Source organism: Comamonas sp. AG1104 (assembly GCF_003350425.1).
Classification (GTDB): domain Bacteria; phylum Pseudomonadota; class Gammaproteobacteria; order Burkholderiales; family Burkholderiaceae_C; genus Comamonas; species Comamonas testosteroni.
The window spans coordinates 573,659-593,765 of the sequence record NZ_QQAS01000003.1; the positions used below are offsets into that span (position 1 = coordinate 573,659).

Consider the following 20,107-nt stretch of genomic DNA (forward strand, 5'->3'; position numbering starts at 1 on the left):
GAAGCTTGAAACCGGCGCGCACCAAGCCAGAGACAGCGAGCAAGAGCCGCCTCGCAGCGAGGCTGTCGTCCTCCCTCCCGAAGAGAGAGGGGGAAGCCGCTACGCGGCTCAGGGGGTGGGCGTACCGTAGGTACGCCTTCCAAATATCCCGCTGCCCACGCGCACCATGGTGCTGCCCGCTGCCACGGCGGCGTCCAGATCGCCGGTCATGCCCATGGACAGCGTGTCGAAATGCTCCAGCCCCGCGAGGCCACTGGTCTTGATGGACTCAAAAACAGCCTTGGCCTTTTTGTGGACTGCGCATTGCGCCTCGAAATCAGGAGCATCGTCAGGAATGCTCATGATGCCGCGCAGCTGCAGATTGGGCAGCTTCACCATGGCTTGGGCCAGCTCCAGGGCTTGCTCTGCCATGACGCCGGACTTGGTGGCACCGCCATCCACATTGACCTGGATGCAGACATTGAGCCGTGCCATGCCCTGCGGACGCTGGGCCGAAAGACGCTCGGCGATCTTGAGCCGGTCCACGGTCTGGGCCCAGTCGAAATTCTCGGCCACCAGCCGCGTCTTGTTACTCTGGATGGGGCCTATGCAATGCCATTGCAGCGCCTCGCCGCCCGCCAGCTGCATGGCGCGCACGGCGGCAATTTTCTCCACCGCCTCCTGGATATAGTTCTCGCCAAAGCTGCGCTGGCCGGCCAGCACCGCCTCGCGCACCGCATCCGCGCCGAAGGTCTTGGAAACGGCCAGCAGTTGCACCGATGTCACGGGCCGGCTTGCACTGGCGCAAGCGGCTGCAATGCGGGCATGAATCTGCCCCAGATTGTTTTCAATCGTCGTCATAATTGGCGCCAGAGTATCAAACCAGAGAGGGATCTCCGTGGATATCACGCAATTGCTGGCATTCAGTGTCAAGAACAAGGCTTCGGACTTGCATTTGTCGGCAGGCCTGCCCCCCATGATTCGCGTCCACGGCGATGTGCGCCGCATCAACATCGATCCGCTGGACCACAAGACCGTGCACGCCATGGTCTACGACATCATGAGCGATGCCCAGCGCAAGCAGTACGAAGAGTTTCTGGAAGTGGACTTTTCGTTCGAAATCGAAGGCCTGGCCCGGTTTCGTGTCAACGCCTTCAACCAGAACCGCGGCGCGGCGGCCGTGTTCCGTACCATTCCCAGCAAGATCCTGACACTGGAACAGCTCAACGCCCCCAAGATCTTCGCCGACCTGGCCCTGAAGCCGCGCGGCCTGGTGCTGGTGACCGGCCCCACGGGCTCGGGCAAGTCCACCACGCTGGCCGCCATGGTCAACTATCTCAACGAGACCGAGTACGGCCACATCCTGACGGTGGAAGACCCCATCGAATTCGTGCACGAGTCCAAGAAATGCCTGATCAACCAGCGCGAAGTCGGCCCCATGACGCTGTCGTTCGCGGCAGCCCTGAAGTCCGCGCTGCGTGAAGATCCGGACGCGATCCTGGTCGGCGAAATGCGCGACCTGGAAACCATCCGCCTGGCCATGACTGCGGCCGAAACCGGTCACCTGGTGTTCGGCACGCTGCACACCTCGTCGGCGGCCAAGACCATCGACCGTATCATCGACGTGTTCCCGGCCGATGAAAAGGAAATGGTGCGCGCCATGCTGTCCGAGTCGCTGCAGGCAGTGATCTCACAGACGCTTTGCAAGACCAAGGACGGCCAGGGCCGTGTGGCCGCGCACGAGATCATGCTGGGCACGCCCGCCATCCGCAACCTGATCCGCGAAGCCAAGGTGGCGCAGATGTACTCCACCATCCAGACCAGCCAGAACATGGGCATGCAGACCCTGGACCAGAACCTGACCGATCTGGTGCGCCGCAACCTCATCAGCCCGGCCGAAGCGCGCAGCAAGGCGAAGATTCCCGAAAATTTCCCTGGATAAGGTTCCCCCTGAGCGGCTTTGCCGCTTCCCCCTGAGGGGGACGACAGCCTTTGCTGCGGGACGGCCCTTGCTGGCTGCCTCTCGCTTGGGCCGTGCCAATTTTTAAGAGTGGTCTTTGCTTGCGACCACTGGACAAGGAGTGATCATGGAACGCGATCAGGCCAGTAAATTCATCAACGATCTGCTCAAGCTCATGGTCAGCCGCAACGGCAGCGACCTGTTCATCACGGCGGAGTTTCCGCCTGCCATCAAGATTGACGGCAAGGTCACCAAGGTCTCGCCCCAGCCGCTGAGCCAGCTGCATACGCTGGCCCTGGCGCGCTCCATCATGAACGACAGGCAGGTGGCGGACTTCGAGCACACCAAGGAGTGCAACTTCGCCATCTCGCCGGCCGGTGTGGGGCGCTTCCGTGTCAATGCCTTCATGCAGCAGGGCAAGGTCGGCATGGTGCTGCGTACCATTCCCACCACCCTGCCCACGATTGACGGCCTGGGCGTGCCGCAGGTGCTCAAGGAAGTGACCATGACCAAGCGCGGCCTGTGCATCCTGGTGGGCGCGACGGGCTCGGGCAAGTCCACCACGCTGGCTGCCATGGTGGACTGGCGCAATGAGAACTCCTTCGGCCACATCATCACGGTGGAAGACCCCGTGGAATTCGTGCACCCGCACAAGAACTGCGTGGTCACGCAACGCGAGGTGGGGCTGGATACGGACAGCTGGGAAGCGGCGCTCAAGAACACGCTGCGCCAGGCTCCCGATGTGATTTTGATGGGCGAAATCCGCGACCGCGAAACCATGGAGCACGCGATTGCGTTCTCGGAAACGGGCCATCTGTGTCTGGCCACGCTGCATGCCAACAGTGCCAACCAGGCGCTGGACCGTATTGTCAACTTCTTCCCCGAAGAACGCCGTCCACAGCTGCTGATGGATGTGTCGCTGAACCTGCGGGCCATCATCTCCCAGCGTCTGATTCCCAAGCAGGACAGCAAGGGCCGTGTCGCCGCCATCGAGGTGATGCTCAACTCTCCGCTGATTGCCGACCTGATCTTCAAGGGCGAGGTCGTCGAGATCAAGGAGATCATGAAGAAAAGCCGCAATATCGGCATGCAGACCTTTGACCAGGCGCTGTTCGACCTGTTCGAATCCAATCTCATCACCTACGAAGATGCGCTGCGCAATGCAGACTCGGTCAACGACCTGCGTCTGCAGATCAAGCTCAACAGCCAGCGCGCCCGGACTCTGGACCTGGCAGCCGGCACCGAACATCTGACCATCGTCTAACCCCAAGGCGCCGGCATCTCCTCCCACAGGTGGAGCGCTGGCTTTGCTGTGGGGCGGCAGGGCCGCCCAGGACCCTGCTCTACGCCAAGGCCATGCACTGCGGCGCTACCATGATCGAACTGTTCCGCACCCAGTCTTAGAGGATTTCATGAGCACAGCCACCATCGCCTCCCGCAGCTACGCACGCTGCACTTCCACTCCTGTGGCCTTTCTGGGTCTGGGTGTCATGGGCTATCCCATGGCCGGGCACCTGGCTGCGGCTGGCCATCAGGTCACGGTCTACAACCGCACGACCACCAAGGCCGAAGCCTGGGTCGAGGAATTTGTCGGCGGCCGCCATGCGGCCACGCCCCGTGAAGCCGTCAAGGGCGCACGCATGGTCTTCTCCTGCGTGGGCAACGATGACGACCTGCGCTCCATTGTGCTGGGCGACGACGGCGCCTTTGCGGGGATGGAGCCTGGCGCCATCTTTGTCGATCACACCACGGCCTCGGCCCAGGTGGCGCGCGAGCTGTATGCCGAAGCACGCAAACGCGGCCTGCACTTCATGGATGCCCCGGTATCGGGTGGTCAGGCCGGTGCGGTCAACGGTCAGCTCACTGTCATGTGCGGTGGCGATCAGGAGGTATTCGACCAGGTGGCACCGGTGGCTGATGCCTTCTCGCGCGCCTTTACCTATATGGGTGCCAGCGGCAGCGGTCAACTGACCAAGATGGTCAATCAGATCTGCATTGCGGGCCTGGTCCAGGGGCTGTCCGAAGCCATTGCCTTTGGCCTGCGCGCCGACCTGGACGTGGAGAAGGTCCTCGACGTGATCGGCAAGGGCGCCGCCCAGAGCTGGCAGATGGACAATCGCGGCAAGACCATGGCCGTGGGCAAGTTCGACTTCGGCTTTGCCGTGGACTGGATGCGCAAGGATCTGGGACTGGTGCTGGCCGAGGCCCAGCGCAATGGCGCACGCCTTCCCGTCACCGCGCTGGTGGACCAGTTCTATGCCGATGTACAGGCCATGGGCGGCAATCGCTGGGATACTTCCAGCCTGATCCAGCGCTTGCGCTGAGCCGCTGCGCCATGAAAAAAGCCGGACTCGGGTCCGGCTTTTTTGTGGCCCTCAGTTCGCCTCAGTTCATGCTGGAGCGGTCCTCGACCACAGGGGCTGCCTTGGACGTTGCAGCAGCCAGCTCATCTTCGGAGATGACCTCAAACAGGCGCACAACCTTGCTCACATCGTTGACGCCACGGGCGATCTCGGCAGCCCGCTTGGATTCACGCGGCGTGACTATGCCCATCAGATAGACCACGTTGTTCTCGGTCACGACCTTGATGGCCGAGGATGAAATGTCCTTGGCGTTGACCAGACTGGCCTTGACCTTGGTCGTGATCAGAGAATCCTGGGAGCGCTGACCCAGAGTGGCCGTGAAAGGCACGACCTCGATCTCGTTGTAGACCTGGCGCACGGTGGATTGTTCGCGCACCAGCTTCTCGATGGTCGCCTTGTCCGTCGCATTGCCTGCCTGGCCGGTCAGCAGCACCACTCGGTTGTAGCTGGTGGCGCTGACGCGGGCCTTCTCGCCCATCACCTCGCTGATGCGATTGCCGGCACGCAGCTCTATGCCCTGGTCCTCCACCTGTGTGCCGGTGGTGCGCCTGTCCACTGCCGACATGCCCGCCACGGCGGCACCACCGCCCACCAGAGCCACACAACCGCTCAAGGCACCGCCCAGAGCGGCAACGGTCAGGGCCGCGCATGCAACACGGGTCCACTTCAACTTCATAAAGGCATCTCCTGGTCACCAAGCAGTTGAGAGTCCACACCGTCGGCCAGACAGTGCAGGATCAAGGTATGGGTTTCGCGCACACGCGCCGCACGGTCGTGGGGCACGCAGATCAGCACATCGGTCTCGCGCACGGCGGAGGCCAGATTTCCGCCGGTGCGGCCTGTCAACACCACGGCCATCATGTCGCGCTCGTGGGCGGCTTCAAGAGCCTCCAGCACAGCCGTATCGTTGCCGGTCACCGACATGAGCAGCAGCAGATCGCCGGGTTGCCCCAGCGCCCGCACCTGACGCGCCAGATACTGGCTGGCATTGCCGCCCGAACCCGTCGCCCCCACGCTGCCCAGCAGGCCGCCATCGGAAGTCAGGGCCACGGCCGCCAGCTCGGGACGATCGCGCTCGAACCCTGTCACGCACAGGGAGGCAAATAACTGGGCATCGCTGGCCGAAACGCCCGTACCGCAGGCCAGCACCTTGCCGCCGCCCGTCACGCAGGCCAGCATGGCCTGTACGGCGGAAGCGATAGGTTGGCTCAGCGCCTGGGCGGCCTGGTACTTCAGGTCGGCACTGTCGATGAAATGCTGTTGAATTCGTTGCTCTAGCATGGAGGCCCGATGATACCCGCCACCTGTTATCTCTTTGGTAGCAAACCGTTATTTGCGCATCAGTGTTGCGCACAACTATGACGCGGCGACTAAAGCGCCTCGAATGCCGCTTGGAGCCACTCGATGCGCATCTGGTTCCCGGAGCTGTCGACCAGCACCACATCAAAGCGGCATGGCGGCGCTGCCGCAAGCCTCATCAGATAGTGTCTGGCGGCCAGCACAATGCGCTGCTGCTTGAGGCGGCCGATGCTGCCGGCTGCACCGCCGAAGCGATCGGTGTTGCGGCTGCGGACTTCGACGAACACCAAAGACCCGTCGCGGTCACGCAGGATCAGGTCGATTTCGCCGCCACCACGGCCCGGCGTCCGATAATTGCGCTCGACAAGCTTCAGGCCTCGCGTCTGCAAATGTGCCAACGCAGCATCCTCGGCCTGTTGCCCGCGTGCGGTTGTGCTTTGCGCCGGCTTGGGCCGCTTTCCAAGGAAATCCATTGACTACCTCTTTCGCCTCTGCACTGACTGCCGCACATGACGCGGCCGCTTCCCAGCATTATCCGCAGGCAGCCCTGTATGTGGTGGCGACGCCGATTGGCAATCTGGCCGACATCAGCCTGCGCTCGCTGCATGTGCTGCAGATCGTGGACTGCATCGCCTGCGAAGACACGCGCCACACCCAGGGCATGCTGCGCAGCTACGGGCTGGACCGCCCCGGCAGCCAGTTGCTGGCCGTGCATCAGCATAACGAGGCAGAAGCCGCCCAGCAGGTGATCGAGCGCCTGCAGCAAGGCCAGCGCATCGCCTATGTCAGCGATGCGGGCACGCCCGGCGTCAGCGACCCGGGCGCGCGCCTGTGCGCAGCGCTGCAGGCCGTGGGTCTGCGCAGCATTCCGCTGCCCGGCGCCAGCAGCGTGACATCGGCCATCAGCGTGGCCGGTGCCGTCACGCCGGCACAGGGCGAAAACGGCTTTGTGTTTGCCGGCTTCCTGCCCACCAAGAATGCCGAGCGACTGGCCGCCGTGCAAAAACTGGCCGACCAGCCGCGTTGCACCGTGCTGCTCGAAGCCCCGCACCGCATCATCGAGCTGGCCCAGGCTCTGGCCCTGCTGGGCGAGCGCCGCGTCACGCTGGCGCGCGAGATCACCAAGCAGTTTGAAGACATCGCGAGCATGCCGGCCCACGAGCTGGCCGCCTGGCTGCAGGCCTCGCCACAGCGTGTCAAGGGCGAGTTCGCCATCGTGCTGCACCCTGTGGCGGTGCAACAGGAGTCGGGCGAGCCCGAGCGCGTGCTCAAGCTGCTGCTGGCCGAGTTACCGACCAAGACGGCCGTGAAACTGGCCGCCGAAATCACGGGAGCCAGCCGCAACACGCTCTACGACCGGGCGCTGGAGCTCAAGCGGGCCGCCGAAGAAGAATAAGCACGTCAACCGAGCGCGGTACAAACCGGAGATGCCTGGCAAGGGCTACCTCGCAGCGCAGGTGCCGCCCCCTTTGGGGGAAGCCGTGCAGCAGCTCAGGGGGCTTCGAGTTCAGGCATAGGCCAGACCGGTGGCCACGCCGCCGAACAGGTCGCCCTCGACCTGCGGCACATCGGGGAAAGCGACGCGCAGCGCATCGCGCAGGGTACGCAGGGCCGACGAGCCGCCGGTCAGATAGATGGCGTCTGGTGCCGCCACGCCGGCCTGGCGCACACAGTCCTGCGCACATTCGACCACCTGCAGCAGCAAGGCCTGCAACTGCTCCTGCAGAACCTCCGGGGAGATGGCCGCTGGCAGGTCTTGCTCCAGCCAGTCCAGAGCAATGGCCGAGGGCGCATGGCTTTGCGAAGCCGCAATCTTGGCCTGCTCCACCGCATCGGCCAGCCTATGGCCTTCACGCCAATCCAGTACCTTCATCAGGCGCTGGTGCAGTTGCTGATCGCTGTAATCGCTCTTGAGACCACGCGCCGAAGCCAGGGCCTTGGCCGTGTACAGCCACTGGATCAGATGCCAGGTGGAGAGATCGAAGAACACGCTGCTGGGCACCTCGCGCCCGCTGGGGCCGATATGCTTGTAGCCCAGCAGCGGCATGACCTGAGCCACATTGAGGCGATGGTCGAAATCCGTGCCTCCGATATGCACGCCGGTGGTGGCCAGAATGTCCTGAGTACGGTCGGCATGCCCGGCCTGTTGCGGGCCCAGACGCACCACTGTGAAGTCCGAGGTGCCGCCGCCGATATCGACCACCAGCACCAGTTGCTCCTCGCTCAGGCGCTGCTCGTAGTCCAGCGCCGCCGCAATCGGCTCCAGCTGAAAGCTGACTTCGCCAAGGCCCGCGGCGCGCGCCGCAGCGGCCAGGGCATCCTGCGCCTGACGGTCTCGCTGCGGGTGCTCGTCGACAAAATGCACGGGACGCCCCAGCACCACACGCTCCGGCAGACGGCCGTCCAGCGCCCGGCGTGCCTGATCGGCCACGCGCTTGAGAAAGATCGCGATGATGTCCTGATAGCTGACAAGCTGCTCGTGCACCGCAGTCTTTTCCAGCAACAGGCTGCTGCCCAGCAGGCTTTTGAGGGAACGCATCAGACGCCCTTCCTCGCCTGCCAGATACTGCTGCATGGCATCGCGACCGAAATGCGTGCTGTGCTCTTCGGTATTGAAAAACAGTGCCGTTGGCATGCCGGTGGCAGCGCCTTCCAGCGGCAGCAGACTAGCGGTCTTGCCAGGCAGGCGATAGGCGGCAGCAGAGTTGGAGGTTCCGAAATCGATGCCCAGAGTGGCAGGCGTGAGAGCTGTAGTCATGGAAGGCGGCGCTGCACCGCGCCGGCCCGCAAAGGCTGACGCGGCCGCAACGAAAACGCCCACCGAAGTGGGCATGGGTGTCAGCGGGGGCGCTATTCTAGCGCCCCTGTTATTGGGCCTAGGCGGCGGCGGTTTCCCGCTCGCTGCCGGAATGCAGTGCCAGTTCAATGCGCACCCCGTGGGTGGCAACTTCGTCCAGTTCCCGTGCTACCGCCTGCTGCGGCACCGACAGCACAATGGCATAAGGGCCTTCGCCGCGAGTGGCCAGTCTTTGGGCCAGGAAGCCTGCAGCCTGTACGGGTGCGGCCAGCACCAGCTCGGTGGTGCCCAGACCCAGCGATACCTGCTGCGTGCTGCCGTCGGCCGAGACCCGCAGCGCGCTGACATCCACGCCTTCGCCGAGCAATGCCCGCCAGCGCGCCAGGCTGGACTGCAGGTCCTGCACTGCCACTTCCAGACGGGCCACGCCGGTCGCGCCGTTGGGATGCACGCGGGCCTGGCCTTCGGGCACGCGTAGGGCACGCGGCGTCAGGTCGCCGCACAGAAACGGCAGATCCTGGCTGTGGGCGCGTGCATTGCGCCAGCGCAGCTGCTCTCCATCGGGACGCAGACGTCCGCCCTCATAAGGTGCTTCATAGCCCAGGCCACGCGCCTGGGCCGCTGCCACCACGGCGCCGGTCTCGGAAGGCAGCAGCGCGAAGTCGACCAGCCCCTCGCCGTGCTGCTGCAACTGCTGCCACCAGCGCTCCTCGGGCGCAGGCGCACGCCAGGCAATGAGTTCGAAATAGACGCCGTCGGCAAAGACCACCAGGGCGTTGTGCGTGGAGCGGCCCGGGTGCTCGCCGCCGCGCAGCACGTTGAAACCCAGGGACTGATAGTCGGCAATCGTGCGCTCCAGGTCCTGGACCGCGATGACGATATGGTCGAGTGGCAGGCTCATGCAAAAGTCTTTCTAAAGGTTATCAGGCCGCCAGGCGCTCGGGCGCGCTGGAGTCGGTATGACGCACTTCGGCGCGGATGGACTGGGGGCTGCGCAGCAGGTTGAGGATGGGGCAGGTTCGCTCCACGGCCTCGAACAGTGCATCGATCTCGGCGCGGCTGGCCGGCGAATCGATATGCACGGTGTAACCGATATCGTGCGGCCAGATCGGCGTCGCTTCGTGGCCGGGCTTGCCGCCGCGCGGGTCGATGATGCCCGTGACCTCGACTTCGAGGCTCTCCAGCGGCACCTGGCGCTCGGCCGCCTGGATCAGAAAGATATGGGTCACGCAGGTGCCCAGCACGCCCAGTTGCAGCTCGGGCGAGCTCGGGCCGAGGTTGTAGCCCGCGAAGTCGGGCGGGCTGTCGCTGATGACCTGGTGTTCGCGGATGCGCAGGCGGCGCACGCCGCTGCGCCCCTCGGCACGCACGCTGGCCTTGAGTCTGGCGGCCTGGGCCGTGCCCGCCTCGATGGCGGCGCTGCGTGCCAGCACGGCCGCGCGTTTTTCGGAAAGATATTCGTTGAGATGACTCATGAGCGGGCTTTTGATAAAGGAATGCCAGGCCATTGTTGTGAGAGCGGCGCGTCGGGCCAACAAAGGAATTCGTCTGCGCTTATGCGCGTAGCAAATATGCAGGCTCACGCTGCTTAGTTGTTTTTCGCATAACGATGCTACTCAATATATGAGCACGAATATTTGGCGTCAATAGCATGAGAACCATGAATCCGGTCGGTCGCTGCGGCGATGCGTCCGGAACCTGAGTTTTCAGCGCCATGCGGCGACGAGGTATGAACGTGTTTTTCCCTTCGCAGACGGATCCATCGATAAAACAGCCAGTGAACAGGTCGGCCAAACGCCGGGCCCTGTGGGCCGCAGTGGCGGTACTGACGGGCGGCATGCTGCTGGCCGGCTGCTCCAGGCAATCCGGCACGGCCCAGGCCGATGCATCGGCCAAGCCGGTCCAGGGCGGCACCCTGGTCTACCTCGAACAGCAGGCACACACCAATCTCTATCCGCCTGCGGGGGGCTTTTATCCCAACGGCGGCGTGCTCAACCAGATCACGGACAAGCTGACCTATCAGGACCCCGAGACACTGGAGATCCAGCCCTGGATCGCCGAGTCCTGGACCGTGAACGCCGACGCCACCGAGTACAGCTTCAAGCTGCGCTCCGGCGTGAGCTTCTCGGACGGATCGCCGCTGGACGCGGCCGCCGTGGCGCGCAACTTCGACACCTACGGTCTGGGCAACAAGGCGCTCAAGCAACCGGTTTCCGAGGTCATCAACAATTACGAGCGCAGCGAAGTCGTCGATCCGCTGACCGTGAAATTCTTCTTCAAGAAACCCTCGCCAGGCTTTCTCCAGGGCACTTCGGTGATCGGCTCGGGCCTGGTCTCGCCGGCCACGCTGGATCGTCCATTCGAGGAGCTTGGCGATGCCACGCGCATCATAGGTTCGGGCCCCTTCGTGGTGGCCAGCGAGACCCTGGGCAAGGAGCTGGTGCTCAAGGCGCGCAAGGACTACAGCTGGGGCCCGGCCAAGCTGGCCCACCAGGGCCGCGCACGCCTGGATGAAGTCAAGTTCATCGTCACGCCCGAGGACAGCGTGCGCATAGGCGCACTGCTGGCCGGCCAGGCCGGCTTCATCCGCCAGGTCCAGGCCTATGACGAAAAGCGCGTGGAGCAGCAGAAGTTCGCCATCTATGCGCCGTCCACGCGCGGCGTGAACAACAGCATCGCCATCCGTCCCGACAACGCCCTGGTGGCCGATCTCAAGGTGCGCCAGGCCCTGCTGCATGGCACCAATACCAAGGAGATCGTCGAAACCCTCTTCTCGCCGCGCTACCCGCAGGCACGCTCGGTGATCGCCTCCACGGCAGCCGGCTATGTGGACCTGTCGGCCAAGCTGGTCTTTGACGAGGCCAAGGCCAGACAATTGCTCGACGAGGCCGGCTGGCGCCCGGGCGCCAACGGCCTGCGCCAGAAGAACGGCCAGGACTTCGTGCTCTCGACCTACGAATCCCTGCCCCAGCCGCAGAACAAGGAGACCTTGCAGCTCGTGGCCCAGCAATGGGCCAGGCTGGGCATCAAGCTCAATGTGCTGGCCGGAGACTCGGGCAGCCGCACGGTGGACACGCTGGACCCCGACAAGACCGGCGTGCTGCCGGGCATGGTGGGCCGCGCCGATCCCGACGTGATCAAGAGCAACTACTACCCGAGCAACCGCAATGTGCTGCTGCAAAAAGGCGGCGTGAGCCAGAAGGTCAAGTCCTTCGAGGACGGCAAGCTCAACCGCCTGTTCGATGCCATCGCGGCCGAGACCGATGCCAACCGGCGCCTGGCGCTGACCGGCGAGGTGCAGAACTATCTGATCGATCAGGCCTATGTGATCCCGATCTTCGAGGAACCCCAGGCCTTCGCGGGTGCGACCTGGGTGCGTGAGGTGGGCTTCGAGGCCGTGGGCCGCCCCAGCTTCTACAGCACCTGGCTGGCCAAGCGCTGAGTGCGCACCGATCAAGGAGGCGCCCCCATGCCACGCCGCTATCTGCTTGGCCGCATCGCACAGGCCGCCCTGGTGCTGTGGGCGGCTTTCACGGCCTCTTTCATCCTGCTGCAGCTGCTGCCGGGCGACGCCGTGCTGATCAAGTTCCTGAACCCCGAGCTGGGCCTGGGCCCGCAGGAGATCGCCGACATCCGCGCCGCCTATAGTGCCGACCAGCCCGTCTGGCAGCAATACCTGCACACGCTGGCTCAGTTCCTCACGGGCCATTTCGGCTACTCGCTGCAGGCCGGCGTGCCCGTGAGCCAGGGCCTGGCCACCAGTTTGCCGCCCACGCTGCGTCTGGCGGCCCTGGGCTTTTCCACGGCGGCGCTGCTGGCCATCGCTTTGGCGGCCGCAGCCAGCCTCGCGCCTCTGGCCTGGCTGCGCAATGCCCTGCAAACCCTGCCCTCGGTCTTCGTCTCCGTGCCCGTTTTCTGGCTGGGCATCATGCTGATCCAGGTGCTGTCCTTCCGTCTGGGCTGGATTCCCGTCATCAATCCCGGCCCCTGGGAAGGCCTGGTCCTGCCCACGCTGACGCTGGCCGTCCCGATTTCAGCGCCGCTGGCCCAGATCCTGCTGCGCAATATCGACACCGTGCTGGCCCAGCCCTTCGTGGCCGTGGCGCGCGCCAAGGGCGCCTCTCGCGCCTGGGTGCTGCTGCACCATGTGGCGCGCAATGCCTTGCTGCCCACCTTGACCATTGCCGGCGTGCTATTCGGCGAGCTGCTGGCCGGTGCCGTGGTCACCGAGGCCGTGTTCGGCCTCAACGGCCTGGGCACGCTGACCCAGCAGGCCGTGGGCAACCAGGACACGGCCGTGCTCCAGGCCGTGGTCGTCGTCTCGGCCGCCGCCTTCGTGCTCATCAACCTCGCCGTGGACCTGCTCTACCCGCTGCTCGATCCTCGTTTGCGTCATTCTGTGGAGAACCGGGCATGAACACCGCCGTCTCGACCGCCATTCCCAAGCCCCTGGCATCCGGCGTCGCATCGTCCGCAGCGCCCAGGCTGGCGCCCTCGCCGGCACCGGCACCGGCACCGGCCGCAAAAAGCCTGCGCCCCGCCCTGACCGATCTGCAAAGGCTCAGGCGCCTGCCGCCCACGCTGGCCCTGGCATGGCTGGTGATTGCCACGGCCGCGCTGTGGGCCCTGGTTCCGGGCTGGTTTGCCTATCAGAACCCCGTCGTCGGCCAGGCCGGCCAGCAGTTGCTGGAGCCCGGCCTCGCGCACTGGCTGGGCACGGATGCGCTGGGGCGTGATCTCTGGGCCCGCGTGGTGCATGGCTCGGTGCACTCCTTGTCGGGTGCTTTCCTGGCCGTGGCCGTGGGCCTGGTGGCGGGCACGCTGATCGGCCTGCTGGCCGGTGCCACGGGCGGCCGTGTCGATGATGCGCTGATGCGCTTCGTCGACGTGCTGCTGGCCGTGCCCTCGCTGCTGCTGTCGCTGACCATCATCATCTTGCTCGGCTTTGGCACCATCAATGCTGCCATCGCCGTGGGGGTGGCATCCGTGGCCGGCTTCGCGCGCCTGGTGCGCTCGGAAGTGGTTCGCGTGCGGCGCTCCGACTATGTGGAGGCGGCCTTCGGCAGCGGCGGACGCTTTGCCGTCGTGCTGTGGCGCCATGTGCTGCCCAATTCGCTGACCTCGGTGGTAGCCCTGGCCGCGCTGCAGTTCGGCGCGGCCATCCTGTCGATTTCCACGCTGGGCTTTCTGGGCTACGGCGCGCCGCCGCCCACGCCCGAATGGGGTCTGCTGATCGCTGAAGGGCGCAACTACATCGCCACCGCCTGGTGGCTGACCACGGCGCCGGGCCTGGTCGTGGTGGCCGTGGTGCTGGCCGCCAACCGCATTGGCGCCTCCTTCGCGCGGAGGCCGGCATGAGCGCCCTGCTGCAAGACCGACCCGCCACCGCAATCCCTGCCGCCACCGCAGCCCCGCTGCTTGAGGTCCAGAATCTGGTCATCGCCTACCGCGACCACAGCGGCCAGGAACAGCGCGTGGTCCACGGCCTGTCGTTTTCCGTGGCGCCCGGCGAGGTCGTGGCCCTGGTCGGCGAATCGGGCTCGGGCAAGACCACAACGGCCCAGGCCGTGATCGGACTGCTGGCCGACAACGGGCGCCGCGAGCAAGGCAGCATCCGGCTGCAGGACACCGAGGTCTCGGACTGGAGCGCCGCGCGCTGGAACAGCATTCGCGGCCGCGTGATCAGCCTTGTGCCCCAGGACCCGACCACCTCGCTCAACCCCGTGCGCACCGTGGGCGACCAGGTCGGCGAAATCCTGCGCATTCACGGCTTGCGCGACCGCTCCGCCATCGAGACGCGCGTGATCGACCTGCTGACACGCGTGGGCCTGTCACAGCCCGCCCTGCGCGCGCGCCAGTATCCGCACGAGCTGTCGGGCGGCATGCGCCAGCGCGTGCTGATCGCCATCGCCATCGCGCTGCGGCCTGCGCTGATCATCGCCGACGAGCCCACCAGCGCGCTGGATGTCACTGTGCAGCGGCGCATCCTGGATCTGATCGACGAGCTGCGCCGCGAAACAGGCACCGCCGTGCTGCTTGTCACCCACGACCTGGGCGTAGCGGCCGACCGCGCGCATCGCCTCATCGTCATGCAGGGCGGCCGCATCCAGGAACAAGGCCCGACACTGGAGCTTCTGCGCAATCCGCAAAGCGCCTATACGCGCCGCTTGCTGTCTGATGCTCCGTCGCTCACGCACGCCCTTCGTCGCACTGCGCCATCGGCGGCGGCCGCTGTCCAAGACTGGGCCATCGAGGTCGAGGACCTGGTCCACGACTTCCATGCCCCCGGCCAGGGGGGCGGCGTTTTCCGCGCCGTGGACGGCGTGTCGCTGCGCCTGCGCCGGGGCTCCACGCATGCCATCGTCGGCGAGTCGGGCTCGGGCAAGACCACGACCATACGCGACATCGTGGGCCTGGCACGCCCTACATCGGGACGCATCCGCATCGCCGGCGCCGAACTCACGGGCCTGCGCGGCGAGGCCCTGCGCCAGCTCCGGCGCAAGGTCCAGCTGGTCTACCAGAACCCGTTCAGCTCGCTGGACCCGCGCCAGCGTGTCTTCGACATCATCGAGGAGCCGCTGCTCAACTTCGAGCCGCTGCCGCCCCAGGAACGACGCCAGCGCGTGCATGACATGCTGGAGCGCGTGGGCCTGCCGGCCGCCGTGCTCGAACGGCGCCCGCATGCGCTCTCGGGCGGCCAGCGCCAGCGCGTGGCGATTGCACGCGCCCTGGTGCTGCAACCCGAAGTGGTGGTGCTGGACGAGGCCGTTTCGGCACTGGACGTGACCGTACAGGCCCAGATCCTGGCCCTGCTCGCGCAGCTGCAGCAGGACCTGGGCCTGAGCTATCTCTTCATCTCGCACGACCTTGCCGTGGTGCGCCAGATCGCCGACACGGTGTCGGTGCTGCGCGCAGGCAAGGTGGTGGACGCAGGCAGCGTCGAGGACGTGTTCCTGCACCCCACCAGCGACTACACGCGCGAACTCATGGACGCCATTCCCGGCAAAAGGAGCATTGATTTTGTCCCCCACCCCGCCTGACACTCTTGCTCGCGCGCGCCCTGCACCGCGCCTGGGCTTCTTCAGCCGCCTGCTCGATGAGGTACCGGCCGGCGAACGCTACCGTCTCGTGACCGAGCAGATCGCCCATGCCGAAGCCCAGGGTTTCGACTCAGCCTGGATCGCCCAGCATCATTTCCACGAAAGCGAGGGCGGCCTGCCCTCGCCCTTTGTCTTTCTGTCGCATGTGGCGGCCCGCACGCGGCGCATCCGTCTGGGTACTGGCGTGGTCACGCTGCCGCTGGAAAACGCGCTGCGCGTGGCCGAGGATGCGGCCGTGCTGGACCTGCTGTCGAACGGCCGCCTCGAAGTGGGCCTGGGCACAGGCGGCACGGCAGAGTCCTTCGAGGCCTTCGGCGTCACAGGCAGCGAGCGCGGCGCAGTCTTTGCGCGCAACTTCGCTGTGCTGCGGGATGCCTGGGCCGGGCGCGAGCTGGCAGGCGGCGTGCGCCTGTACCCCGCAGCCCGGCAACTGCTGGAGCGCGTCTGGCAGGCCACGTTCTCGGTCGAGGGCGGGGCACGCGCCGGCGCCAACGGGGACGGCTTGATGCTCTCGCGCACCCAGCCCCGACCCGAAGGCCGACCCCGGGCCACGCTGTCCGAGATACAGAACCCCATCATCGAGGCCTATCTCGCGGCCCTTCCCGCAGGGCGCGCACAGCGCATCCTGGCGTCGCGCACCCTGCTGGTTGCCGACAGGCGCGAACAGGCACTGCAATGGGCCGAGGCCGGTCTGCGCCGTTCGGCCCAGCGTCATGCGGCCCTGGCCTCATCCACGTCCACGCAATGGGCAACGCGCGTCGATCCGCAGGCGCCGCTGCAGCAGCTCATTGAAGCCTATGACGTGCATGTGGGCACGCCCGAGGAGGTGATCGCCTCGCTGCGCGCCGACACGGCGCTGGCGCAAGCCACCGACATCGTGTTCCAGGTCCACTCCATCGACCCGCCGCACCAGGGCATTCTGCGCTCCATCGAGCTGACGGCAGCCGTCGTGGCGCCGGCTCTGGGCTGGCGCCGCAGCGAGGCCCCCACAGGCGCTTCCCAACCCCTTGTCCAGACCGAACTGCTTCAAGCCGCATGATCATGAGCAACACCGCACAGACCCGCTTTCCCGAAGATGTGATCGACCATCTCGCCGACATCGCTGCAGGCAGCACGCTGGATCAGGTGCGCCGCCACCGCAGCGAGGCGCGTACCCAGGCTCAGCAAAGCTTTGCCGCGCTGTTCAACCCCGCCGAGCCCGTTGCTGGAACCGTCTCCCTGCGGGAGCGCCTGACGCTGGCTGCCTTCACGGCAGGCCTGCACGGCGAGCCACGCAGCACGGCCTTCTACACACGCTCCCTGGCGGACGAGGATGCCGATCTGGCCGATGCCGTGAGCTCGGAAGTGGTGCGCGGGCGCGCTGCCAGCCTGCAGCCCGGCAGCGGCCCGCACGGCCCCTACGGGATCTATCCGGCCGGGCCCTTGAGCCGCGAGGACCAGAGCGGCCCCAGCTACGCCGTGGACCCGGCGCATGCGGCCTTGCTGGGCCCGCGCCTGAGCGCCGCGCTGGCCCATGCCCATCTGCTGGCCTACCACCCACGCGATGCGAGTGCCCAGGCCCTGCTGGCGCTGCAGCAGGCCGGCTGGAGCGAGACCGATATCGTCATCCTGTCCCAGCTCGCCTCTTTCCTGTCCTTCCAGATCCGCCTCGTGGCGGGGCTGCGCGTGCTCGGAGCACGAGCTGCAGCCGCCACGGCATCTTCCACCATCGCCCTTCAAGCCCAGCCATGACCACTACGCACAACACCTCCCCCCAGGTCTTCACCCAGGAACAGCTCGACTGGCAGCCGTGGATAGCTCCGCTGCAGGAGAGCGAGCTGAGCGAGCGCCACCATGCGGGGCTTGTGGACGCGGCGCGCGCGCGTTCACCCTATTTCCGGCTGCTGGCGCGCGACCCCGACACACTGGGAGCACGCACGCGCACCGACAAGGACATCTTCTACAACCCCGACGCCGGCCTGCCGCGCGCCGAGCGTGAACTGGCAGCAGCTGCAACCTCACGCACCAACGGCTGCATCTACTGCGCTTCGGTACATGCGCGCTTTGCCACGCATTTCTCACATCGCACTGCCGATGTGCAGCGCCTGCTCGATGAAGGTCCGGGCACCGACCTGGGCCCTCGCTGGAATGCCATCGTCGCCGCCGCCGTGGCCTTGACGCAGACACCGCCCGCGCTGGAATCCAGCCATATAGATGCGCTGCGCGCCGCCGGCCTCGACGACGCGGCCATCTCCGATGCCCTGCAAGGCACGGCTTTCTTCAACTGGGCCAACCGGCTCATGCTGTCTCTGGGCGAGCCCCTGCATACGGCCACCTGAGGCCGCAGGTCACCACAGCCCCAGCAACTTCCACCAGGCACTGCCGACGACAGCAAAGATCAGCAACTCCAGCACGCACATCGCGGCCCCCACACGCCACCAGACACCCAGAGTCACATAGCCGCTACCGAAGATGATGGGCGATGTGCCGGTCGCGTAGTGCGTCAACGTCATCATGATGGCCGAGCCGGCCGTCATCATTAGCATAAAGGGCACGACGTAGTCGGCTGGGATCAGTTGCGCCCCCACGGTCAGAAAGGCCAGCATCATGGCGCTGATATGGGCCGTGGTGCTGGCAAACAGATAGTGCGAGAAAACGAAGATGCCCACCAGAATGGCAGCCACGGGCAGCCAGTCCAGGCCGCTGGCGACGATGGCATTCTTCAAGCCCTCGGCAAACCAGGCAACCACCCCCAGCTTGTTGAGCTGCTCGGCCAGCATGACCAGGGCACCGAACCAGATCAGGGTGTCCCAGGCGCTTTTCTCGGACAGCACGTCATCCCAATCGATGGTCCCCGTGATGATCAAGGCGAACAAACCGAGAAAAGCCACCACGGTCGGGTCCAGCGTGAAAGCCGGACCAAACAGCATCTGCGGCACATTCGCCCACAGCAACAGCATCCCACCGAAAGTCCCGAGCATCACCCGCTCCTTGCCTGACAGCGGCCCCATGCGGGCCATCTCGGCGCGCGCGTACTCCACGGCATTGGGCGTGGCCTTGAGTTCGGGTGGCGACAGCAGATAGACTGCCAGCGGCATCAACAGCAGACACAGCAGGCCTGGCAGCAGCATGTACAGCGCCCAGCTTGTCCAGCTCAGATGCAGGGACTGGCCCGTGGCCTTGGCCACAAGGTCCACAACCAGAGGATTGGGCGCCGTAGCGGTCAGAAACATGGCCGAGGTGATCGGGTTGGAGTGGTAGTTGACCAGTGCCAGATAGGTCCCGACCTTGCCCTGCGTACCCTTGGCCGGGTCCGACTCGAAGGCATTGGCAATGGACTTCATGATCGGATGCACGATGCCGCCGCCGCGCGCCGTGTTGCTGGGCGTGAACGGGGCCAGCACCAACTCGCAGATCGCAAGTCCGTAACCTATGCCTATGGTGCGCTTGCCCATCAGCGCAATGAACAGCAATCCGATGCGGTTGCCGAGCCCCGTTTTCTTGAGGCCGCGCGAGATCAGAACAGCCACCACGATCAGCCAGATCAGGGGATTCGCAAAGCTGCTCAGCGCATCCGTGATCGCCCCCTTGGAGGAACTGGAGGTCACCTGGGACAGCGACACGATGACAATCGCCATCAACGCCATCACGCCTATGGGCATGACCTTGAGAATGATCGCCACGATGGTCGTCAGAAAGATGGCCACCAGCTGCCATGCCTTGGCATCCAGCCCGGCCGGCACCGGCGTCAGCAGCAGACCAATCAGCACCAGAGTGGCAACCAGTGCAGGCACCAGCCGAAACGGCACGGCCGATTTGAGGTAGCGGAACATCGAGACGATTTTCTCGAACATACAAGTCCTTTTCTTTACCTGCAGCGCATCGAGACACCATACCTCAGCTCGGAGAATTCCAGGAGACACGGACGGGCATTGGTGGTCAGGTCGCAGACTGGCATCATGATGCAGTGCCGCACGGTCGCGACCCCAGGCCAACCTTCACCTTGCCGGCATTTGATAAGCATCAAGACTTGTAGAAGCAAAACCAACGGCCGGACCCGGGGTATGCCAGCATCCGGGTCTGGGACAGACGTCCATGGATTGAGCAGGAGAGCCACCCTACATGCCAGCGAATCGATTCTTGCCCGATGAATGGGAAAACCGCCTTGAGGCAATAGACCTAGAGATCCTGCATCAGGCAGCTATCTGCAAGATCCGGCTGCTCGACCCCGGTGCCGTGGAGCGCGTGCTGGCCAATGATGCCGGCATCTGCGGTGCCGAACATGACACGGCATTCAGGACCTTGCGCGGCCTGCTCTATCTGCACTACACCGAGGTACTGCATATCAGCGAGGTGCTGAGCCCGGAGATCGCCCAGGTGATCGCCGACCGCGTACGCGAGCACCTGCGCCGTCGCTCAGGCACGCAATCAGGGGTATGACGAGCTAAGGCGGGTGCTGCCTTCTGGCCCATGGAGAAAATGGACAAAAAAAAGGTCACGACAATGTCGTGACCTTTTTCAATTTGGTTGCGCGAGAAGGATTTGAACCTCCGACCTTTGGGTTATGAGCCCAACGAGCTACCAGACTGCTCCATCGCGCGGTATTTCCAAATTATAGCAGGCTTTGCAG

General features: G+C 65.2%; 20 protein-coding genes and 1 tRNA gene. 12 read left to right on the plus strand and 9 right to left on the minus strand.

Annotation, left to right across the window (positions count from 1 at the left end; translation table 11 throughout):
• Positions 1-108: 108 nt before the first annotated feature.
• Positions 109-840: a YggS family pyridoxal phosphate-dependent enzyme gene (locus tag DFO48_RS11075; protein WP_114863406.1), complete on the minus strand. Its 732-nt coding sequence runs from the start codon at positions 838-840 to the stop codon at positions 109-111.
• Positions 841-877: 37 nt separating this feature from the next.
• Here DFO48_RS11075 and DFO48_RS11080 point away from each other — a divergent pair, with 37 nt between their 5' ends.
• From DFO48_RS11080 to DFO48_RS11090, 3 genes are all read left to right on the plus strand, one after another.
• Positions 878-1,921 (plus strand): type IV pilus twitching motility protein PilT, encoded by a 1,044-nt coding sequence (locus DFO48_RS11080; RefSeq protein ID WP_003073812.1) that lies wholly within the window; start codon positions 878-880, stop codon positions 1,919-1,921.
• Positions 1,922-2,066: 145 nt separating this feature from the next.
• Positions 2,067-3,203 (plus strand): PilT/PilU family type 4a pilus ATPase, encoded by a 1,137-nt coding sequence (locus DFO48_RS11085; RefSeq protein WP_034373781.1) that lies wholly within the window; start codon positions 2,067-2,069, stop codon positions 3,201-3,203.
• 148 nt (positions 3,204-3,351) lie between these two features.
• Positions 3,352-4,263, plus strand: a complete 912-nt coding sequence (locus DFO48_RS11090; RefSeq protein ID WP_114863407.1) for an NAD(P)-dependent oxidoreductase — start codon at positions 3,352-3,354, stop codon at positions 4,261-4,263.
• A gap of 61 nt (positions 4,264-4,324) precedes the next feature.
• Here the strand turns inward: DFO48_RS11090 and DFO48_RS11095 are convergent, their stop codons facing one another.
• The 3 genes from DFO48_RS11095 to DFO48_RS11105 form a co-directional block, all read right to left on the minus strand.
• Positions 4,325-4,978, minus strand: coding sequence for a BON domain-containing protein (locus tag DFO48_RS11095; RefSeq protein WP_003073818.1), 654 nt, complete (start codon positions 4,976-4,978; stop codon positions 4,325-4,327).
• Complete coding sequence (locus DFO48_RS11100) at positions 4,975-5,583, minus strand: SIS domain-containing protein (RefSeq protein ID WP_003073820.1); 609 nt, start codon at positions 5,581-5,583, stop codon at positions 4,975-4,977. The genes DFO48_RS11095 and DFO48_RS11100 overlap by 4 nt, the downstream gene beginning before the upstream one ends.
• A gap of 89 nt (positions 5,584-5,672) precedes the next feature.
• Entirely contained in the window at positions 5,673-6,074 is a 402-nt protein-coding gene (locus DFO48_RS11105; protein ID WP_114863408.1) for a YraN family protein, read from the minus strand.
• On the opposite strand from DFO48_RS11105, the gene rsmI reads away from it, so the two are divergent.
• The gene (rsmI, locus tag DFO48_RS11110; RefSeq protein WP_003073824.1) at positions 6,074-6,997 is read left to right on the plus strand and encodes a 16S rRNA (cytidine(1402)-2'-O)-methyltransferase; all 924 of its coding nucleotides are present in this window, start codon (positions 6,074-6,076) and stop codon (positions 6,995-6,997) included. The two genes, DFO48_RS11105 and rsmI, sit on opposite strands and share 1 nt — an antisense overlap.
• Before the next feature lie 111 nt (positions 6,998-7,108).
• On the opposite strand, the gene DFO48_RS11115 is transcribed toward rsmI, so the two are convergent.
• From DFO48_RS11115 to DFO48_RS11125, 3 genes are all read right to left on the minus strand, one after another.
• Complete coding sequence (locus DFO48_RS11115; protein ID WP_034348226.1) at positions 7,109-8,359, minus strand: Hsp70 family protein; 1,251 nt, start codon at positions 8,357-8,359, stop codon at positions 7,109-7,111.
• 118 nt (positions 8,360-8,477) lie between these two features.
• Complete coding sequence (locus DFO48_RS11120; protein ID WP_003073829.1) at positions 8,478-9,299, minus strand: VOC family protein; 822 nt, start codon at positions 9,297-9,299, stop codon at positions 8,478-8,480.
• A gap of 22 nt (positions 9,300-9,321) precedes the next feature.
• Positions 9,322-9,906: an OsmC family protein gene (locus tag DFO48_RS11125; protein ID WP_199406982.1), complete on the minus strand. Its 585-nt coding sequence runs from the start codon at positions 9,904-9,906 to the stop codon at positions 9,322-9,324.
• Positions 9,907-10,127: 221 nt separating this feature from the next.
• Between DFO48_RS11125 and DFO48_RS11130 the strand changes: the two genes are divergently transcribed.
• From DFO48_RS11130 to DFO48_RS11160, 7 genes are read left to right on the plus strand one after another with little or no spacing between them, the layout of a single operon-like run.
• A complete protein-coding gene (locus DFO48_RS11130; protein ID WP_199406983.1) occupies positions 10,128-11,840 on the plus strand; it encodes a TIGR04028 family ABC transporter substrate-binding protein in 1,713 nt (570 codons plus the stop codon).
• 27 nt (positions 11,841-11,867) lie between these two features.
• Positions 11,868-12,815, plus strand: a complete 948-nt coding sequence (locus DFO48_RS11135; RefSeq protein WP_114863409.1) for an ABC transporter permease — start codon at positions 11,868-11,870, stop codon at positions 12,813-12,815.
• Positions 12,812-13,756, plus strand: coding sequence for an ABC transporter permease (locus DFO48_RS11140; protein ID WP_114863410.1), 945 nt, complete (start codon positions 12,812-12,814; stop codon positions 13,754-13,756). The genes DFO48_RS11135 and DFO48_RS11140 overlap by 4 nt, the downstream gene beginning before the upstream one ends.
• The gene (locus DFO48_RS11145; RefSeq protein WP_114863411.1) at positions 13,753-15,438 is read left to right on the plus strand and encodes an ABC transporter ATP-binding protein; all 1,686 of its coding nucleotides are present in this window, start codon (positions 13,753-13,755) and stop codon (positions 15,436-15,438) included. The genes DFO48_RS11140 and DFO48_RS11145 overlap by 4 nt, the downstream gene beginning before the upstream one ends.
• A complete protein-coding gene (locus tag DFO48_RS11150; RefSeq protein ID WP_114863412.1) occupies positions 15,419-16,537 on the plus strand; it encodes a putative FMN-dependent luciferase-like monooxygenase in 1,119 nt (372 codons plus the stop codon). Before DFO48_RS11145 ends, DFO48_RS11150 begins: the two co-directional genes overlap by 20 nt.
• Positions 16,534-17,229 (plus strand): CMD domain protein, encoded by a 696-nt coding sequence (locus DFO48_RS11155; protein ID WP_114863413.1) that lies wholly within the window; start codon positions 16,534-16,536, stop codon positions 17,227-17,229. Before DFO48_RS11150 ends, DFO48_RS11155 begins: the two co-directional genes overlap by 4 nt.
• Positions 17,226-17,816 carry an alkylhydroperoxidase domain protein gene (locus DFO48_RS11160; RefSeq protein WP_114863414.1) on the plus strand — a complete coding sequence of 197 codons (591 nt, stop codon included), beginning with the start codon at positions 17,226-17,228 and terminating at the stop codon, positions 17,814-17,816. The genes DFO48_RS11155 and DFO48_RS11160 overlap by 4 nt, the downstream gene beginning before the upstream one ends.
• A gap of 9 nt (positions 17,817-17,825) precedes the next feature.
• Here DFO48_RS11160 and DFO48_RS11165 read toward each other — a convergent pair whose 3' ends face one another.
• Positions 17,826-19,331: a DASS family sodium-coupled anion symporter gene (locus DFO48_RS11165; protein WP_003073847.1), complete on the minus strand. Its 1,506-nt coding sequence runs from the start codon at positions 19,329-19,331 to the stop codon at positions 17,826-17,828.
• A gap of 268 nt (positions 19,332-19,599) precedes the next feature.
• Here DFO48_RS11165 and DFO48_RS11170 point away from each other — a divergent pair, with 268 nt between their 5' ends.
• Positions 19,600-19,917, plus strand: coding sequence for a hypothetical protein (locus tag DFO48_RS11170; protein WP_114863415.1), 318 nt, complete (start codon positions 19,600-19,602; stop codon positions 19,915-19,917).
• 84 nt (positions 19,918-20,001) lie between these two features.
• On the opposite strand, the gene DFO48_RS11175 is transcribed toward DFO48_RS11170, so the two are convergent.
• Positions 20,002-20,078 (minus strand) — tRNA-Met (locus DFO48_RS11175).
• Positions 20,079-20,107: the final 29 nt, after the last annotated feature.

What these genes read in the sequence shown, in the direction of transcription:
- DFO48_RS11075 (WP_114863406.1), bottom strand. Translation starts at nt 840, where the DNA reads ATGACGACGATTGAAAACAATCTGGGGCAGATTCATGCCCGCATTGCA.
- DFO48_RS11085 (WP_034373781.1), top strand. Translation starts at nt 2,067, where the DNA reads ATGGAACGCGATCAGGCCAGTAAATTCATCAACGATCTGCTCAAGCTC.
- DFO48_RS11090 (WP_114863407.1), top strand. Translation starts at nt 3,352, where the DNA reads ATGAGCACAGCCACCATCGCCTCCCGCAGCTACGCACGCTGCACTTCC.
- DFO48_RS11095 (WP_003073818.1), bottom strand. Translation starts at nt 4,978, where the DNA reads ATGAAGTTGAAGTGGACCCGTGTTGCATGCGCGGCCCTGACCGTTGCC.
- DFO48_RS11100 (WP_003073820.1), bottom strand. Translation starts at nt 5,583, where the DNA reads ATGCTAGAGCAACGAATTCAACAGCATTTCATCGACAGTGCCGACCTG.
- DFO48_RS11105 (WP_114863408.1), bottom strand. Translation starts at nt 6,074, where the DNA reads ATGGATTTCCTTGGAAAGCGGCCCAAGCCGGCGCAAAGCACAACCGCA.
- DFO48_RS11115 (WP_034348226.1), bottom strand. Translation starts at nt 8,359, where the DNA reads ATGACTACAGCTCTCACGCCTGCCACTCTGGGCATCGATTTCGGAACC.
- DFO48_RS11120 (WP_003073829.1), bottom strand. Translation starts at nt 9,299, where the DNA reads ATGAGCCTGCCACTCGACCATATCGTCATCGCGGTCCAGGACCTGGAG.
- DFO48_RS11125 (WP_199406982.1), bottom strand. Translation starts at nt 9,906, where the DNA reads ATGGCCTGGCATTCCTTTATCAAAAGCCCGCTCATGAGTCATCTCAAC.
- DFO48_RS11130 (WP_199406983.1), top strand. Translation starts at nt 10,128, where the DNA reads ATGAACGTGTTTTTCCCTTCGCAGACGGATCCATCGATAAAACAGCCA.
- DFO48_RS11135 (WP_114863409.1), top strand. Translation starts at nt 11,868, where the DNA reads ATGCCACGCCGCTATCTGCTTGGCCGCATCGCACAGGCCGCCCTGGTG.
- DFO48_RS11140 (WP_114863410.1), top strand. Translation starts at nt 12,812, where the DNA reads ATGAACACCGCCGTCTCGACCGCCATTCCCAAGCCCCTGGCATCCGGC.
- DFO48_RS11145 (WP_114863411.1), top strand. Translation starts at nt 13,753, where the DNA reads ATGAGCGCCCTGCTGCAAGACCGACCCGCCACCGCAATCCCTGCCGCC.
- DFO48_RS11155 (WP_114863413.1), top strand. Translation starts at nt 16,534, where the DNA reads ATGATCATGAGCAACACCGCACAGACCCGCTTTCCCGAAGATGTGATC.
- DFO48_RS11160 (WP_114863414.1), top strand. Translation starts at nt 17,226, where the DNA reads ATGACCACTACGCACAACACCTCCCCCCAGGTCTTCACCCAGGAACAG.
- DFO48_RS11165 (WP_003073847.1), bottom strand. Translation starts at nt 19,331, where the DNA reads ATGTTCGAGAAAATCGTCTCGATGTTCCGCTACCTCAAATCGGCCGTG.
- DFO48_RS11170 (WP_114863415.1), top strand. Translation starts at nt 19,600, where the DNA reads ATGCCAGCGAATCGATTCTTGCCCGATGAATGGGAAAACCGCCTTGAG.